Origin of the sequence: Leptospira bouyouniensis, assembly GCF_004769525.1 — a bacterium.
GTDB classification, from domain to species: Bacteria; Spirochaetota; Leptospiria; order Leptospirales; family Leptospiraceae; genus Leptospira_A; species Leptospira_A bouyouniensis.
In genome coordinates this window covers 198,757-215,582 of sequence record NZ_RQFT01000008.1, presented here as the reverse complement: position 1 = coordinate 215,582, position 16,826 = coordinate 198,757, and the positions used below count along the sequence as shown (strand labels likewise).

General features: G+C 37.9%; 16 protein-coding genes. 11 read left to right on the top strand and 5 right to left on the bottom strand.

Features of this window, described 5'->3' with window-relative positions:
* Positions 1–26 precede the first annotated feature (26 nt).
* Entirely contained in the window at positions 27–881 is an 855-nt protein-coding gene (gene cyoE / locus EHQ43_RS09340; RefSeq protein WP_135753144.1) for a heme o synthase, read from the bottom strand.
* Positions 881–1,765 (bottom strand): COX15/CtaA family protein, encoded by an 885-nt coding sequence (locus tag EHQ43_RS09335; protein ID WP_135770965.1) that lies wholly within the window; start codon positions 1,763–1,765, stop codon positions 881–883. The genes cyoE and EHQ43_RS09335 overlap by 1 nt, the downstream gene beginning before the upstream one ends.
* Positions 1,766–2,059: 294 nt before the next feature.
* On the opposite strand from EHQ43_RS09335, the gene EHQ43_RS09330 reads away from it, so the two are divergent.
* The 6 genes from EHQ43_RS09330 (at position 2,060) to EHQ43_RS09305 (ending at position 8,872) form a co-directional block, all read left to right on the top strand.
* Positions 2,060–2,896 (top strand): SCO family protein, encoded by an 837-nt coding sequence (locus EHQ43_RS09330; protein WP_135770963.1) that lies wholly within the window; start codon positions 2,060–2,062, stop codon positions 2,894–2,896.
* Positions 2,897–3,859, top strand: a complete 963-nt coding sequence (gene coxB / locus EHQ43_RS09325; protein ID WP_135770961.1) for a cytochrome c oxidase subunit II — start codon at positions 2,897–2,899, stop codon at positions 3,857–3,859.
* Positions 3,860–3,868: 9 nt separating this feature from the next.
* Complete coding sequence (locus tag EHQ43_RS09320; protein ID WP_135740609.1) at positions 3,869–5,482, top strand: cytochrome c oxidase subunit I; 1,614 nt, start codon at positions 3,869–3,871, stop codon at positions 5,480–5,482.
* Positions 5,469–6,242 (top strand): cytochrome c oxidase subunit 3 family protein, encoded by a 774-nt coding sequence (locus EHQ43_RS09315; RefSeq protein ID WP_135770960.1) that lies wholly within the window; start codon positions 5,469–5,471, stop codon positions 6,240–6,242. Before EHQ43_RS09320 ends, EHQ43_RS09315 begins: the two co-directional genes overlap by 14 nt.
* A gap of 13 nt (positions 6,243–6,255) precedes the next feature.
* On the top strand, positions 6,256–6,852 hold the full coding sequence (locus EHQ43_RS09310; RefSeq protein WP_135740611.1) for a cytochrome C oxidase subunit IV family protein: 597 nt from the start codon (positions 6,256–6,258) through the stop codon (positions 6,850–6,852).
* Positions 6,853–6,919: 67 nt separating this feature from the next.
* Positions 6,920–8,872, top strand: a complete 1,953-nt coding sequence (locus tag EHQ43_RS09305; protein ID WP_135740612.1) for a PP2C family protein-serine/threonine phosphatase — start codon at positions 6,920–6,922, stop codon at positions 8,870–8,872.
* Positions 8,873–8,878: 6 nt separating this feature from the next.
* On the opposite strand, the gene EHQ43_RS09300 is transcribed toward EHQ43_RS09305, so the two are convergent.
* Positions 8,879–9,412, bottom strand: coding sequence for a class I SAM-dependent methyltransferase (locus EHQ43_RS09300; protein WP_244242730.1), 534 nt, complete (start codon positions 9,410–9,412; stop codon positions 8,879–8,881).
* Between the two features lie 207 nt (positions 9,413–9,619).
* Positions 9,620–10,474 carry an LEPBI_I2678 family protein gene (locus EHQ43_RS09295; protein ID WP_244242729.1) on the bottom strand — a complete coding sequence of 285 codons (855 nt, stop codon included), beginning with the start codon at positions 10,472–10,474 and terminating at the stop codon, positions 9,620–9,622.
* Between the two features lie 209 nt (positions 10,475–10,683).
* On the opposite strand from EHQ43_RS09295, the gene EHQ43_RS09290 reads away from it, so the two are divergent.
* From EHQ43_RS09290 to EHQ43_RS09270, 5 genes are all read left to right on the top strand, one after another.
* Entirely contained in the window at positions 10,684–11,301 is a 618-nt protein-coding gene (locus tag EHQ43_RS09290; protein WP_135740615.1) for a hypothetical protein, read from the top strand.
* 83 nt (positions 11,302–11,384) lie between these two features.
* Positions 11,385–11,966 carry a CarD family transcriptional regulator gene (locus EHQ43_RS09285; RefSeq protein ID WP_135740616.1) on the top strand — a complete coding sequence of 194 codons (582 nt, stop codon included), beginning with the start codon at positions 11,385–11,387 and terminating at the stop codon, positions 11,964–11,966.
* 40 nt (positions 11,967–12,006) lie between these two features.
* Complete coding sequence (locus EHQ43_RS09280) at positions 12,007–13,044, top strand: PIN/TRAM domain-containing protein (RefSeq protein WP_135770954.1); 1,038 nt, start codon at positions 12,007–12,009, stop codon at positions 13,042–13,044.
* A 24-nt stretch (positions 13,045–13,068) separates the two neighbouring features.
* A complete protein-coding gene (locus tag EHQ43_RS09275; RefSeq protein ID WP_135770952.1) occupies positions 13,069–14,838 on the top strand; it encodes an apolipoprotein N-acyltransferase in 1,770 nt (589 codons plus the stop codon).
* A complete protein-coding gene (locus EHQ43_RS09270) occupies positions 14,819–16,345 on the top strand; it encodes a hypothetical protein (protein WP_135770950.1) in 1,527 nt (508 codons plus the stop codon). Before EHQ43_RS09275 ends, EHQ43_RS09270 begins: the two co-directional genes overlap by 20 nt.
* Before the next feature lie 6 nt (positions 16,346–16,351).
* Here the strand turns inward: EHQ43_RS09270 and EHQ43_RS09265 are convergent, their stop codons facing one another.
* Positions 16,352–16,801, bottom strand: a complete 450-nt coding sequence (locus tag EHQ43_RS09265; protein ID WP_244242728.1) for a hypothetical protein — start codon at positions 16,799–16,801, stop codon at positions 16,352–16,354.
* Positions 16,802–16,826: the final 25 nt, after the last annotated feature.

Genomic DNA, 16,826 nt, shown 5'->3' with positions numbered 1-16,826 from the left:
TCCTTAGCCCAAATCAATCAAAAAACCTAAATTTTGGAATCGATGACGATGGCAATGCTCACAAGGAATAAGTGTAAAATACTAAAAAAGAAAAACCGTTTCGCAAGCACTTTGTCCATAGAAAGTTTTAAACGGTAAGCAAAACTGAGGATGAGGATCGTGAGGACGATGGCAGAAAGTAAAAACAAATACCCCATACGATCATCAACAAAATAAAATCCAATCACAGACAAAGAATAAGCAATGGCATATAGAAAAATTTGGTTCACGGTTTTTTTGATCCCGGAAACCACAGGCATCATTGGAATCCCTGCAAATTCATAATCATCTTTTAAAAAGATGGCAAGGGCCCAAAAATGTGCAGGTGTCCAAAGGAAAATCATAAGGAACATGATCCAAGCCTGGACTGGAAGAGCATTCGCCATTGCAGCATAACCGATGAGAGGACCAATACAACCAGAGATTCCACCAATCACAATATTTTGTTCTGTTCTTGGTTTTAACCATATCGTGTATAAAAAAACGTAGAGAAGTAGTGCCGATAAAGCACAAACAGCTGTTAATAAGTTGATATAATAAGTTAAGATAACAAATGCAAGGATAGCAACGATAACTCCAAGTGCCAATGCTTTCGGCGGTGAAATTTCACCGGCGGGGATTGGCCGTTGTTTGGTTCTGTACATCACAGCATCTCTTTCTCTCTCAATGTATTGGTTGAGAATAAAAGAAGCTGAACTCATTAAATACGTTCCAAATAATGTGATGGAGATCGCATACAAACTGGGATACCCACTAGTCCCGAGATACATCCCAGGCATAACTGTCGCGAGTACGAGCACTGTTACCCTAGGTTTTGTGAGTTGGTTCCACAATCGGAACATCAGTGTGCCTCTTGTTTGTTTGTACGGAAATGATAGAAAGCGGCCATATAACAAAATAAAAATACTAAAACTCCGTTCAATGTATGTAGGCCTGTAATGAGTTTTGGTAAATGGTACAAAACATTCATCGCTCCCAAAAAGATTTGGAATGAGATTAAGTATGATGCGATTTTTAAGTATTGTTTTACCTTTTTGTTTCTTAAGGTAAGGATTGCATAGGCAGATAAAGATAAAACAAGTAGGGCAGTGAGGTAACCAAATAGCCTGTGTTCCATATGGAATCGTATCGTTCCAACCATCTGTGGAAACCATTCACCATGGCAAGTTGGGAAATCGGGACAAGCAAGTCCTGCATAGTGGGAACTGACTTTACCACCTAAGAATAATTGGTACAATACGGAAACTAGAACGATTACAAAATAATATTTTCCCGTTTGGTTCCATTGAAATTCGGATAAAGAAGAGTCTTCTGATAATGACAGACGAATTGTGATACACGCCGATAATAATAATACGGCATTGAGTAAATGTAAGTTAACAGTTGTCGGATGGAGAAGTTTTGTAACAGTTAAACCACCGAGAATCACTTGAGAAATGAGAAACAATATGGATAAAGTTGCTGCCACTCCCAAAGATTTTCTTGTTTCAGGATTTTTTATGATCCAAACGAACCCAATCCCTACAAGGATCCCAATTATCCCTGAATAATAACGATGTCCAACCTCCATAAAAATTTGAAAGGTAAACTCAGGCACAAACTTCCCATGACATAATGGCCAATCCGGGCATGCAAGGCCCGAATCTGTGGCCCGTACCAGTGGACCATAGAGAAGATTGATTAGGATCATAACGGAAAGGATGGTGTAAAAACGTTTGAGTGTCATACGTCTGTCTGTTTCCTCCAGGTTTTGTGATCTGGGTTTGGGGAAAATAAAATTAATCTTGCATCTTTTAAAAATTGTTGGATAAAAAGAGCAGTTTTTCGTATAGACTATATCAGGTAAGATTATGCAAAACACAGACCTTTACAACAAGGGTGGCTATTGGACTTTCCTTGTCACACTCGCACTCAACATACTTTTCTTCGCGTACATTTCCTTTGTGCATCCGGGGACTCCGGAAAACCCAGGAATGGAAACTCCTAGCGTTCAGTCCAAATAGGGTAACAACCAAATTACGTGAACATCCGCATTTTCATTTGTTTTTGTTTGATCTTTGTTTTTGAGTCTGTGTCTGCGTATGACCCACACTCCAACTTAACAAGAGAAAACAAACTTCCCAAGGAATTGGAAAACATTGGATTTTCAGATGTCACGGGCAAAACATTGCGACTCGATATTCCCTTTCGAGATGAATCTGGAAAAGAAGTTCTTTTTTCCGATTTCCTTTCCCAAGGGAAACCCATCCTACTTTCTCCTGTTTACTTCAAATGCCCAACCCTTTGTAACTTTCACCTCAATGGTGTTTTTAAAAGTTTGAAAGACCTCGATTGGTCTTTAGGGAAAGAATACCAATATATTGCAGTATCGATTGACCCTAAAGAAAACGAATCGATCTCGTTTCCAAAGAAAGGTGCATACTTGAAGGATTATGGAAGAGTGGGAGGAGAGTTGGGTCTCCATTTACTCACAGGCACACAAGAATCCATTGATGCATTGACTAAACAATTGGATTTTCGTTACGCCTGGGATAAGGAAGCGAAACAATACATCCATGCAAGTGGTGTGTATGTTTTGACTCCTGATGGGAGAGTGTCTCGGATCTTCCAAGGCATCCAACTCGAACCTAGAGATTTAAAATTTGCCTTTCTTGAGGCATCTTCTGGTAAGATTGGGAGTTTTGTGGACAAGTTTGCTTTATTTTGCTTTCAATTTGATCCAAGAAAAAATAAATATACGATATACGCATACAGGATGATGCAATTCGGGGGGGCGGTCACCTTACTCCTTCTCGGTGCGTTTTTATACATAAACTGGCGAAAAATAACAAATAACAACCGTCAAGGAGTCACATAGATGTCTTGGAGCAGTCTCATTCCAGCGACCTCGTTCATGCCTATTCAGGCCACTGAAATCGCAAAAGAAGTCGATCTTCTCTATGCATTTCTGATCATAGCAAGCCTTGTTTCGTTTGTCATCTTGATTGGTGGAATGACATGGTTCCTCATCAAGTTCAAACGTACAAGTTTAGACCAGAAATCCGCATACATTACTCACAATAATTTTGCAGAGTTTCTTTGGTCCTTTATCCCTCTCGTCATCATGATGGGAATTTTTTATTGGGGTATGGTCATTTTTGAAAAACTCAGAACTCCACCAGAAGATGTGGCGGCAGAAATTCATGTCACTGCAGAGCAGTGGGCATGGACATACCGTTATGCAAACGGAAAAGAGTTTTATAGTTCTGCAAATGACCCAATGATCATTCCAGCAGGTAAAGCGACAAAACTCATCCTCACATCCAAAGACGTCATCCATAGTTTTTATGTTCCAGCGTTTAGAACCAAACAAGATGCGGTTCCAGGCAAACTCACTCAACTTTGGTTTGAACCAAAACAACCAGGCGAATACATCGTATTTTGTACGGAATACTGTGGGACCAAACACTCAGGCATGATGATCAAGATCAAAGCGATCCCTTCTGAAGAGTATGCTGCTTGGTACCATGCTGAGAAAAAAGGCGCAGACACTCCTGCTGATTTAGGAAAAACTTTATTTGCTCAAAAAGCTTGTGCTTCTTGCCATTCTATTGATGGATCAAGAGTAGTCGGACCTACGATGAAAGGTCTTTTTGGATCTGAACGTAAGTTCACTGATGGAACGAAAACAAAAGCGGATGAAAACTATCTTCGCGAATCCATCCTTGTTTCTTCTGCAAAAATCGTAGAAACTTACCCTGCTGCGATGCCGTTATTCCAAGGCCAATTGTCTGATGAAGACGTTGCCAACTTAATTGAATATATCAAATCCATTAAATAAGGAAGAGAGATGAGTTCAGCACATACAAAAACCGAACATGGTCACGCAGACCATAATTACCTGAACCACGGATCTGGAATCTGGTCTTGGATGACCACTCTAGACCACAAACGTATTGGACTTATGTACTTTGCAACGGTTGCTACCCTTTTCTTAATTGGTGGTTTCTTTGCATTGGGAATCCGTCTGCACTTAGCAAAATTTGGCGCAGAACCACTCCTTGATCCAGACACTTACAACAAGTTTATGACCTTCCATGGTGCCATTATGGTATTTATGGTGATCATTCCCGGAATTCCAGCTTTCCTTGGCAACTTTGTCCTACCGATCCAATTGGGAGCCAAAGATGTTGCGTTCCCAAGGCTCAACCTTGCGTCCTACTACATTTTCATTGCGGGAGCTGCGATTGCTGCTTCTTCCATGATCTTCAACCAAGTGGATACAGGATGGACTTTTTATACTCCTTACTCGACTGCAAAAACATCCAATGGGGTGATTTTACTCGTTTTGGGTGCCTTCACGATGGGTTTTTCTTCCATCTTAACGGGACTTAACTTCATCGTAACTACCCATAAACTCCGAGCACCGGGAATGACAATGGACAGGATCCCACTGATGATTTGGGCTCTTTATTCCACTTCCATCATCCAAATCCTTGCCACGCCAATCCTTGCGATCACTCTCCTTCTCATTGGAGCTGAAAAAACTCTAGGTGTAGGAATTTTTGATCCAGACCTCGGTGGAGACCCAGTTCTTTTCCAACACTTCTTCTGGTTCTATTCACACCCTGCTGTATACATCATGATCCTCCCTGCAATGGGTGTGATTTCTGAACTCATCACAGCGTTTTCCAAAAAAACAATTTTTGGTTATCGTGCGATTGCTTACTCATCGGTAGCGATTGCGGCTGTATCCTTTCTTGTTTGGGGACACCATATGTTCGTGTCGGGTCAGTCTACAATCGCTGGGATTGTGTTCTCCATTATCACTATGTTTGTTGGGGTACCAACTGCCATCAAACTCTTCAACTGGATCTCCACAATGTACCGCGGAACGGTTACCTTCGAAGCGCCTATGCTTTTTGCACTTGGTTTTATGTTCCTCTTTACCATTGGTGGTTTGACAGGAGTTTTCCTTGCATCCACTGGTATGGACGTTCATTTCCATGATACATACTTTGTTGTCGCCCACTTTCACTACGTGATGGTAGGGGGAACTCTTATGGCACTGATGGGTGGAATCCTTTACTGGTTCCCAAAGATGTTTGGAAGGATGACTTCTGATCTTGGCGGACGAATTTCTTGGGTTCTCATCTTCACTGGATTTAACGTAACTTTTTTCCCTCAATTTGTACTCGGTGCGATGGGAATGCCAAGACGTTATTTTGATTACCTCCCAGAATACACAAACCTCAACCAAATCTCAACAGTGGGTTCTTGGCTGATTGGTCTTGGATTTTTGGTAGGACTCATCACAATCATTCATGGAATTTTTAAAGGTGAAAAAGCAACGGACAACCCTTGGGGTGCAAAAACACTCGAATGGCAAACGTCTTCTCCTCCTCCACACGAAAACTTTATCAATACTCCAACAGTAACTGCAGGGCCATATGACTTCCGTTAGTTCTTCAAGTGAATTTCAACACCAACACCATTTTAAGAGTGCAGAACACCAATATGCCTCTTCCAAACAAGGAATCTGGTTATTCCTTTGCACTGAAATTTTGATGTTCGGTGGCCTCTTCGTAGGTTACCTCATCTACCATTCTTTGTATCCAACTGTTTTTAAAAACGGTTCTGAAACATTGGATTGGAAAATGGGTGCAGTCAACACGGTTGTGCTCCTTGTCAGTTCCTTCACAATGGCTGCTGCCATCAATTATGTGCAACGTGGTCTGCATAAAATCGCAGCCATCATGCTTGCTCTCACGATCGCATGTGCTGGTGCCTTCATGGTCATCAAATACTTCGAATATAGCCACAAGTTCCATGTAGGAACTGTTCCCGGCAAATTCTCGTTAGTTGACCCTACTTGTGGTGCCGGTGGGAAACGAGCAGAGTGTGAATCAAAAATTTCAGCTCTCTTAAAAAACCCTGTTGAACTTGAGAAGAACCATGTGAGTGCAGAAGAAGTCACTCGCTTAAAAGCTGTGATCTCTCAACCAAAATGGGAAATGTTCTATGGATTTTACTTTGTGATGACTGGACTTCACGGGATTCACGTTGTGGCCGGAGCACTCCTCATCTTCTGGATTTTCATCAAAACATTGAGAAGGAAAGTGGGACCTGAATACTACACTCCTGTAGAAGGTGTGGGTTTATTTTGGCACGTTGTGGACTTGGTATGGATTTACCTTTTCCCACTTCTTTACTTGGTAGGATAAAAGGGAATATAAAATGGAATACGTAATCAATTACGGACTATACTTCATTGCACTTGTGGCAGTTTTTACACCTGTTCTTGGGTTTGGAATTTTTGCGCCAGGAATTGCAACTGCTACCATCCTTGGTTTTATTGTAAACTGGTTTGGACAATTTTTCCAAACCAATCGTTTTGCAAATTTCGCATCTGAAAACAAAGACAACAAATTGTTGAAATTTGTTTTAGGGGACGAAGACCACAAAGAGGACCACGCTTCTGCTTCTATGTGGGTGGAAGACGGTGAAGAGGAAGAGGAACACGAGCATCACGTGATTTCGATCAAAACATACGTGTATGTATTGCTCGCACTTTTCTTTGGAACATTTGTGACCGTTTGGGTTGCACAATATGACTTAGGAAAATGGAACATGATTGTAGCGATGGCCGTGGCAACGGGTAAGGCTTTCTTCGTATTAGCTTACTTCATGCACTTAAAGTATGACAATATGTTAAACCGAGTCATTTTCCTTTCGGCATTTGCTTTCCTTGCATTATTATTTGCCTTCTCATTTGGCGATATCATCTCCCGAATCGCACCTACACTTGAGTTCCCGGCAAAACCACATTTCTAAAAAAAAATAGAATGTAGACCTTTGAGAAACCCGCCCTCGTGCGGGTTTTTTCGTCTAATGAAACATCGTGTATAGGCATTTACAAACGATCGTTTCTAATTTTCTAGATTTAATCCCCGAAAGGAAAATTTATAATTTAGAATATTGTAAAGAGTTAGACCGCCAAGCTCGCATCATCCAATTTCCGGGCAGTTTGATTGGAAGTATCGCTTTACTTGGCTTTGCTTTTGATACTGATGCAAAACTCCATCCAGAATTTCCCGATATGTTTTTATTTCGGATTGGTTTTACATCACTCTGTGTTTTTTATACCATTTTTATTTTAATCAATCACTCCAAAAAAATCGAATCTCGTATAGAAGGACTAACTTGGGGTTACGTTGTATACGGTTATGTATTGTTCACAACATCCTATTTTACAGGTAGGATTGCTGATGATGCTCCTTATGTTTCAGGTCTTCAGATGGTGGTGATCATTCTTTCATTTTTACCCCTTCCTAGAAAAACCTTATTTTTTTATTATCCAATTTCCATCTTTTTATTTTTAACAGCAGTCTTCATTTATAAACCAAATCTAAATTCACCTGCTTCTGAATATTCCATGCAGAACCTGGTATTAAGTTATGTGTTAGGTGTTTTTAGTGGACTTATCATAGAGAGGTATCGTTTCCATTCATTTTTAAACCATCTGCGAATCACAAAAAAAAATGAAGAAGTCACAAAAGCAGTACAAGATCTACAGACTCTAAAATCACAACAAGATGGGGACTATTTTCTAACAACACTACTGTTTGACCCATTAATTGGAAAAGAAACAGATGGGACAGCTGTAACGATCAAAACCTTACTCAGCCAATATAAAAAATTCAATTTCCGCAATAAGGAATACCAATTAGGCGGAGATTACCTATCTGTTTATAATTTGATTTTGCAAGGCAAACGTTATAAGGCTTTTATCAATGGCGATGCCATGGGAAAATCAATACAAGGTGCCGGTGGTGCTATTGTACTCGGTGCTGTTTATAATTCGATTGTCATTCGTTCGAAAATGGACCCAACTTCTTCCAATCGGTCTCCAGAAAGGTGGTTGCACGATTGTTATTTGGATCTGCAAAAAATATTTGAAACCTTTGATGGAGCCATGCTCGTTTCTGCTGTTCTTGGTCTCCTTGAGGAATCCACAGGAACTTTATACTTCATCAATTTAGAACATCCATCGATTATCTTATATCGTGATGGTAAAGCTAGTTTTATTGAAGATGAAATTCATTATTACAAGTTAGGAGTGATGGAAGTCCCAACGAATCGTTTTATTTCCGTTTTTCAGATGCAGAAAGGTGATAAAATATTTTGTGGTTCCGATGGAAAAGATGATTTGGTAATTTCTGAATCGGGTCGATTTCGCGAAATCAATGAAAATCATAATTTGATTTTGGATTGTATTGAAGAATCTAAAGGGGATATCGAAACATTAGTTCCTGCCTTACAATCAAAAGGTAAATTTTCGGATGATTTTAGCATCATTTCACTTGAATATAATCTTGGATTGTATTCAAAACCTGGTATATATTGGCAAGATGCGAAAAAACTGATAAAGGAAAAAGAACACAGCAAAGCATTGGATGTACTTTTGTCCTATAATTCTGCCTTAGATATCTCCATTAAAGAATTAAAATATATCACAAAGTTATATGAAAAAGAGGGGGTATTGTTAAAGGCAATGGAATATGCTAGTTTAGCACTAGAAAATTATCCATCCGATACTAGTTGGATGTTCCATACCTCAGTTTTATACAAACGATTGTATTCTATGTATAAATCACAATCGTTCCTTCTAGAATCACAAGAATTAAGTGAAAGGGTGAGGCTTCGCCAACCAAACAATATTCGGAATTTAATCCATTTAGCGGATGTTTGTCGTTTAATTGGGGATAAAGATAGAACCAATTATTTAGTTCAAATTTTAAAACAAATGACCCCTGAAAATAAAAAACTTCAGGAATTGATCAGTTTATTGTAACAAAAATTATTTTTGAAAGATGATGATTCGATTGTTAAATTCCATCGTTTGGAAATTATAAAATTCTTTGATCAAATAAAAAGCTTCTTTTGTATAAAAGAAGGTATGAGTTTGGTCGTTTTTGTAATACCATCGATCGAAGGATATGGAATCATCGTAAGGGTGGGTTAAGATATACAACCTTCCATTTTCATTCAGTAAAGAATGAAGTTTCTGAAATTCTAACTTCGGGTGATGAAAGTGTTCTACCACCTCTGTTAAAATGATATAATCATATTGTTTTGTTAAATTTTCTTCAATTGGATGAAAGAATGGATCAAATAAATTGATTTGGTATCCTTTCTGTTTGAGTAAATATTCAACAACAGGGCCAGGTCCTGCTCCATAATCTAAACCGAGATCCTTAGGATTTTGTTGGATCAGGATTTTTTCAACAATTGGTTTCACGAAATTTTGGTAATTAACATCTAGGATATCATTATTATGTTCAAGATACCTTTTTTTCTCTTCTTCTCGTGTCGGTAAAAATGTTCTTTCCATGAAAATTGATAAACAAAGTGTGCATCGATTATATGATCTGAATTTGTTTTGATAAAAGGGAGAAGAAGGAGAATTACAAAGGGGGCAATTCATAAGAAACTAACTCCAGTTTCTTATGAATCATTTATCTTTCAATGAATATAAAATTGAAATGAATCGGAGTGGATGCATACACTTGGCACTCTGAAATCATTTCATAGTTCTAGATTATGGATTTACCTTTTCTAAGAAAATTGATTTTGGGCAATACCTTGTAATATCAAATGATCTTAAGATTGTATCCGAAGCCAAATATGGGTTTGGTTTTCCTGATGGTATCAAAGTATGTGTCGTTGTATTTTTGGCATTGTCATAATCTGTACAAACAGCAATTGACGTTGCAGGTTGCAAAGTTAGTTTACTTGTGATTGGGGTTTTTGCAGTGTAAGTATGTTGGTAACTTCCTTTTTTGAAAGTAGTATAAAACTTCGATTGTACTTCAAAATTCCCAGGCATAAACAAAAAAGGAGCTGATTTGATATCGTATTGATTTCCATCACTATCCTTTACGAGGACTCCTGTGACATGTGCATTGAATACAATCAATCCTTTTGTGTTTTTTAGTTTTGCACGTTCAGATTCAAACTGTTTGTATGTAGAAGTATCAGTTTTTTCTTTGTATTTTTCATTTACTTCAAGTTTGATGTTTTCTTCAGGCCATTTATAAACAAAAAGTGCATCATTTGAATGATCGATTAAAAACAAAATTGGAGAAAATAGAAAAGTTAAAAGATTTAAATATGCGAATTTGTTAAATTTCTTTTCAACGACAAATGATTTAGGTTCAAATCCATTTTTTTCCACTCTGTAATTGAATTTTTTATCAGACTTTTCTGGATATTCTATCAGGTGAAAGGATTCACTTACTTTTTCGTCATCTAAGTATATACTTGATTCCAACTGATCTGCATACACTTGAATTGGTCTATGTGTTGTAGGTTTGAACATTGTGGCACAACCTATTGTGAGTAAGGTTGTGGTGAATAATGCTAGTTTAGCGGTTGATACGAATAACTGTTTCATTTTGATCGATAGGACAATCATCTATGGAATTTGAAAAGCGATTTTTGAGACTCATGAATTTTGCAGAATTGAGTAAAATTGGATACAGATAGGAACTTAATGGTGCATTATTTTCAAGTGATTTCCTCTCAGTATAAAAGCCAAAAAAACCATTCTATTTTTTCAGTTTTGTTTCCGACAATGGTAGTAATAGAGAAATCGGAACGCCCATGCAAAATATAGATTATTCCAGAAAGCTTAGGTCAGGCCGACCCTTAGAAGGGGACATGCAGTCGTATGTTTCCTTTCCCCAATCCAATTCTTCTCTCGGGATGGGAACAAAACCGAAATCCGCCTTCATCCTCCTCATTGGAGGCATTTTGCTCTTTACTTCTGGAATGGTGGTTGGCATCCAATTGGGCCAAAAAGAAAGCAAATTCAAAGAAAAATCAGAAACATCGTTTTCGAATGTGGGAATAAAATCACAACCACTTCCAAAACTCTCTGAAAGTGATGAGGATTCATACCAAACCAAAGAAACAGAGAGAACAACTGCCGATCCGAATTCAAATTCTCCGTTCCCTGCGACCTTAAAATTCCCTCCGAAGAATGATCAAATCAATTATATGGTCCAAATTGGTGATTTTAGTCCTGAAGAAGCTATTTCTGTTGGAAAACAATTGATCGAGTCACAACCCAACTTAAGGGGAAGAATTTTTCGAACTTCGACTGGCAAATTGTTTGCTGGATACTTCTATCGCCTTGATGATGCGAAAGATACATTAGATGCTGTGAAAGCAAAACTCCCTCAATTGACTGGTGCAGAAGTAAAAACCATTCGATTCTGAACTATTTTTGCCAACTTCCTTGACATTCGCCATTTTTCAGGTATACTCATGGTAAGAGTATTTACGGAAGTTATTATACTTACTTGGCTACAAAAAAACTAAACGAAAAAACTAAAGAGCCTAAATTCAAGGTGGGGGACTACGTTGTATACCCGATCCATGGAGTAGGTGAAGTCACAGAAGTTGCTAAAAAACTGATTCTGGGAAAGAAGAAGGACTGTTACAGTTTGGAAATTCAAGGTTCCAAAATGAAGGTCTCTATTCCTGTGGATCGAGCAATTGATGTGGGTATCCGGTCGATCATTGATAAAAAAGAGATCAAAAAAGTTCTCACTCTCCTAAAAAAGGATGAGGTCGACACGGAAGAGGACTGGAAAGTCCGTTACCAGAACAATATGAACAAGATCAAATCTGGTTCTATTTTTGAAGTGGCTGATGTTTGCCGTAATCTTTACAGACGTGCCTATGGCAAAGAACTCTCCATAATGGAGAGAAAGCTCTATGAGAGCGCCTATAATTTAGTAAAGATGGAAATTGCGCTGAGCAAGGGTGTACCCCAAGAAGAAGCTGGGAATATCGTGTCTGATGTACTAGCAGCTTCAGTGCAAGGCATAACACCACCACCACCTCCAAAAGAATTGGATGATGATCTAGATTTAGAATAAACTTCCGTTTTTGCTCAAACTCTTTTATAAGGATTGAGTTATGAAACATTTACTTTCAGCCTTTGGGACGCTCCTCGTCACTTCGGTATCGTTTTTCTTTATACATTCGGAATCGCAAAACATCGTTTTGGCGGGAGTCTTTGCTGGCGTTGTATTGCTTTACTCTTTGGTATTAATTCTCGGTGAGAGAAAACTATTCCCAGAAATCAAAGCAGATGTTATATTGTGTGCAAGCATTGGTGCTCTTTTAGGATTATCGATTGCCGCTTTCCCAGTTAGCTTACTCAATGATTATGGATATAAATCTGTATCCATTTTTATTGCGATTCTCTTTTTCCTAACAGGGATCAAAACTGGTGTCGTATTTTCCAAAAAACCTGGTCTTGTTATCTTTGGTGGTGGCAGTGGAGCTTCAGGTTCTGCTTTTTCGATCCCAGGACTTGAGGGAACAAACTCGCACATTCGAGACAAAATTCTTGATACATCAGTGGTGATCGACGGTAGGATTTTGGACATTGCTGATACACATTTCCTCGATGGTCCACTCATCCTTCCAAACTTTGTTTTACGTGAAATCCAATTGATTTCAGACTCTTCTGATCCAATCAAACGGGCTCGCGGACGCCGTGGACTTGAGATGTTGAACAAACTCCAAAGAAAGGGTTCGATAGAAGTTAAAATCACTTATACAGATTATTCTGATACTCGTGAAGTGGATGCAAAACTTGTTAAACTCGCTCGCGATACAGGGGGAGCCGTTGTAACAAACGACTTCAATCTTAACAAAGTAGCAGAGTTACAAGGTGTTCGTGTTCTTAATCTAAACAATCTTGCCAATGCTTTGAAACCAGTTGTGTTACCTGGAGAAGAATTCCAAATTTCAGTCATCAAAGAAGGAAAGGATGAAAACCAAGGAATTGGTTATCTAGAAGATGGAACAATGGTTGTGATCGAAAATGGTGGCCATTTGGTTGGAAAAGATGTGCGAGTGGTTGTCACAAGTATCATCCAAACCGCAGCAGGTAAGATGATATTTACAAAAGTACAAAACGGTAACAATAACTACAACAAATCGTAATTTAATTTTTGTAGTCTAACGGATATGAAACTAGCTCGTTTTATAATTTCACGCGAAGGGTTCATATCCGTTTTTTGTTATACGCTAACGGCTGTATTTTCTTTCCTTTCTTTTTCTCCAATTAACCTACCATTTTTTGTTTGGTTTGCTCCTTTTGGTCTCTTTATCATTGAAAAATCAAATCGAGGTGAGTGGAAAAAACTCATTTATCATGGATTCGGTTTTGCCATTATATTTTATTTAGTTTCCTTCCATTGGATCTACTATATGACAACCGTTTTTGGTGGGTTTGAATGGTATTTGGCGGTTCCCATTTTTATAGGTTCTGCAATTCTCTTAAATTTCAAATTCCCTGTTTACCTTCTCCTATTCTCATTTTTAGCAACGAGAGTCAGACGATTTTTTCCACTCATTGCTTCTTTTGCGATTCTTTTTGCGGAATTTTTTACTCCACAAGTATTCCCTTGGTATTTTGGGAATGTCGTCGCAGAGAATCATATCCTTGCACAAAACGCCGAGTATACGAGTGCTTATGGGTTATCCGCATTTTTGTTTTTTGTATCGTACTTTCTATTTTATTTGCGAAAACCAAAACAGATTCAAAAACTTTTACAAAAATATTTACCAAGACATAAAAAAACTACCAAAAGAGTGTTAGTTGGTGTTTTGGTTTTTTTCTTAGTGTTAGTGGTCTTTTTTGGGAATGGATATTATCTCTTTCAAAAATGGGAAAATGTAAAACCTATTGCGGAGCGAGATGTTCTCATCATCCAGCCGAATGCTCCTTTGGAATTTCGAGATGGTAGAAATCCTGCAGAAGAAATTCGAAATTTAATGACTCGTATCGATCGAATGGTCGAAAAAGAATTAAAAGACAAACCTGCCGATTTAGTTGTTTTGCCAGAATCTGGAGTTCCATTTTTTACTACTCATGACTCGGAAGTCACTCGCGCCATTCGCATTTATTGGCACCAATTTGAATCACTGATGGCAATCATCAGTTTACGACACGGAACGAATTTGTTTTTTAATGAATTAGATGCTGATATTCCAGCGGAGAAACTATCTGGAAGAATCATCCGAAATGATATTCGTACATACAATTCATCTGTTGTGATGAATCCAAATGGTGAACGAAAGAATAGTTACCAGAAAGTATTTTTATTAATATTTGGGGAGTACATGCCATTCGAATGGATGTATGCACTCTCTGGGCAAACCGGACAATTTGCACCAGGTACTAAATTAGATTTAATTCCTTATTATGAAGTGAGAAAAACTCCCAATTTAGCTGCAGACCAGAAAGACCTACATTGGGAAGACACATTTGTGATGAGTCCAAATTCCGTTAGAGACCATTACAAAGGAAACCGAATTGAAGAAAAGGTGATCGGAAGTTTTTTGCCCCTGATCTGTTATGAAGTGATCATATCTGAATTTGTTCGTAAATTTATTGGTGACCCAGATTTTATTGTGAATGTAACAAATGATAAGTGGTATGGTAATTCTGTTGAATCCTTCCAACACCATACATTAGGTAGGTTACGTTCAATAGAATTCAGGAAATGGATGGTTCGATCTACAAATTCTGGAACATCCGTTTTTACTGACCATTTAGGTAGAAATATAGACAATGAATTCACACCCATCGAAAGTACTGCAACAATTCGAAAAAAAGTATCGGTAATCCCCGGAGAGATGACTTTTTATCGTTTATACGGAAACTTACTTTCATACTTGTATATGGGAATTGTAGGAATTGTGTTTTTGATCTATGTTAAAAAGAATTCGTAATGTTTTCTTTGAGAATCGTTTTTATATTGCATTCTATATTTCTGTTGTCTCTCACATAACATTTATTATATATTCTTTTAATCATTCTGATTCGATCTACCAAAAAACCTTATGTGGTCCGGCTTGGATTTATGCATTGGAAGATGAAAAACAACTTTCATTTGAAATGAGTTTTGGAAAAAATCTAGGTGAATCGGGTTCTTCTGATCCGAATGAGGAATCTGGTGAAGATAAAGAAGAAAGTGAAGGGGAAGGAAAAGATGGTTTTTCCAAAGGTAAGTACAAAGGTAGCCAATGGGAAGATTTAGTCAAAAATCTTGAAGGGACCTCCGAACTTCGAAAACAATTTCGAAATGATTATGATCAAATCAACGAAAATTCTGGAGTTGCTGAATCCTATATCAAAAGGCAAAGAGATTTCGAAGATATCATTATAAAAGATGTCCTTCCTACTTTAAAAAATATCCGCGATCCGTTTAAGGTAGATCTAGATTCAGCAGAGGATAATTTATACCTACATAAAGAAAGGAATCGTATCATCGAAGAATTTAGGAAGGGAGAAGAATCCACCCAACCAATCACGATGAAAATTTCAAACGAAGGTGATCTCCCACCTAAGTCTCCATTGTCGATGTCAAAAGAAGATCGCACAAAGTACTTAGATCGTACACTAAAACAAAAAAAAGAAAAACAATTAGATGAGTTTATTTCAAGATTTATGGGGTATGATCCCAACAAAGGTGATTTGAATTTATTTGTTCGAGACTTGTATTATGAAAATCTGCAAAGGTTAGCATATCCTTTCAGCAATGATATGAGTTATTTTGCGATTGATTACTTTCAGGAAAATTTAAACAAAGAAGATTTTTTGCGCCAAATGATGGCTGCATTATCCGCACAATTGGGAACAAATACTGGTACAGAAATTTTATTTACAATCGAGAATATTTACTACATTCAAGGCAAAGCATTAGAACAATACTTTCGTGTGAGAGATTATCTTAGGAATTCTACACCAGAGCAAAAACAAACTTTACGTTACGAAACCCTTCGCCAAGTGGAATTGAAGTACAAAAAACTTCTGCAAGAGAAAAAGATTCTGAATGTTTTAGATGCCGAAGATGCCTATGTGAAAAAAAGAATTGATATCCTAGATACGCTGATTAAAAACACACCTAATTTTTATCGAACAAAAGATGGAATTTTTGAAAAAGCAAAAATCCTCTGGGAGTATGGCCAGTGGAAACAAGATCCTAAAATACAATCTGATGCGTTAAAACTCTTCTACCAAATTCCTAAAATTCCAAACAATGGAGATTTTTTAAATAAAGATACATTTGAGTCCATCCAACTTTTGTTACGTGATGCTGGTGATCCGATAGAATCAACAGTTTTATCAGCGCAAACAAAGGATCAAATTGAATATACACTTAGGATGAGAAATGACGAGGCAATGACGAAGAAAAAATTAAGAGAAGATCGATTACTATGGCCTAAATCTAAGTAATATTTGTTAGGTTTTGATATTTTCTAACCCATTTTCATGGAATTCGGTAGCCCATCTGTCATGGAAAGGAGTTTCTTTTTCGATCCTTTCTTCGATAGCCATTTGGGAGATTGCTGTTTCGCCGAAATGGCGTAAAAAATCTCTGTGAGCCAACCTTTCTATGAGAGCTTGCCAAAACACTTCGTCTTCATAATCTTCCAAGATATCAACAAGACCACTTTCTTCTTCAAACTCTCTTGTGAGGTAAGGTTCTCCATTGTTTTGGTCAATCTGGACAATATTGCCAAGACCCGCATGTTCCGCTTGGGAAAAAACATGGCGGACAACATCTGCATACCGGGAATCAGAATCTGGTTCATCTTCTGATCTGTCTTTGGCTTGTAATGTGGAAATGACCCAATCTCCCATATAAACTAATTTGAGAAGGGTTTCGTATTGTTCTAGGGAGAGTTCCATTTCCATTTAGGATCAGGTTTGGGCA

Bases quoted from the DNA above. Each gene is read 5' to 3' on its own strand.
- cyoE (WP_135753144.1), bottom strand. From the start codon at position 881: ATGTTCCGATTGTGGAACCAACTCACAAAACCTAGGGTAACAGTGCTC.
- EHQ43_RS09335 (WP_135770965.1), bottom strand. From the start codon at position 1,765: ATGACACTCAAACGTTTTTACACCATCCTTTCCGTTATGATCCTAATC.
- coxB (WP_135770961.1), top strand. From the start codon at position 2,897: ATGTCTTGGAGCAGTCTCATTCCAGCGACCTCGTTCATGCCTATTCAG.
- EHQ43_RS09320 (WP_135740609.1), top strand. From the start codon at position 3,869: ATGAGTTCAGCACATACAAAAACCGAACATGGTCACGCAGACCATAAT.
- EHQ43_RS09315 (WP_135770960.1), top strand. From the start codon at position 5,469: ATGACTTCCGTTAGTTCTTCAAGTGAATTTCAACACCAACACCATTTT.
- EHQ43_RS09310 (WP_135740611.1), top strand. From the start codon at position 6,256: ATGGAATACGTAATCAATTACGGACTATACTTCATTGCACTTGTGGCA.
- EHQ43_RS09300 (WP_244242730.1), bottom strand. From the start codon at position 9,412: ATGGAAAGAACATTTTTACCGACACGAGAAGAAGAGAAAAAAAGGTAT.
- EHQ43_RS09295 (WP_244242729.1), bottom strand. From the start codon at position 10,474: ATGAAACAGTTATTCGTATCAACCGCTAAACTAGCATTATTCACCACA.
- EHQ43_RS09290 (WP_135740615.1), top strand. From the start codon at position 10,684: ATGCAAAATATAGATTATTCCAGAAAGCTTAGGTCAGGCCGACCCTTA.
- EHQ43_RS09280 (WP_135770954.1), top strand. From the start codon at position 12,007: ATGAAACATTTACTTTCAGCCTTTGGGACGCTCCTCGTCACTTCGGTA.
- EHQ43_RS09275 (WP_135770952.1), top strand. From the start codon at position 13,069: ATGAAACTAGCTCGTTTTATAATTTCACGCGAAGGGTTCATATCCGTT.
- EHQ43_RS09270 (WP_135770950.1), top strand. From the start codon at position 14,819: ATGTTAAAAAGAATTCGTAATGTTTTCTTTGAGAATCGTTTTTATATT.
- EHQ43_RS09265 (WP_244242728.1), bottom strand. From the start codon at position 16,801: ATGGAACTCTCCCTAGAACAATACGAAACCCTTCTCAAATTAGTTTAT.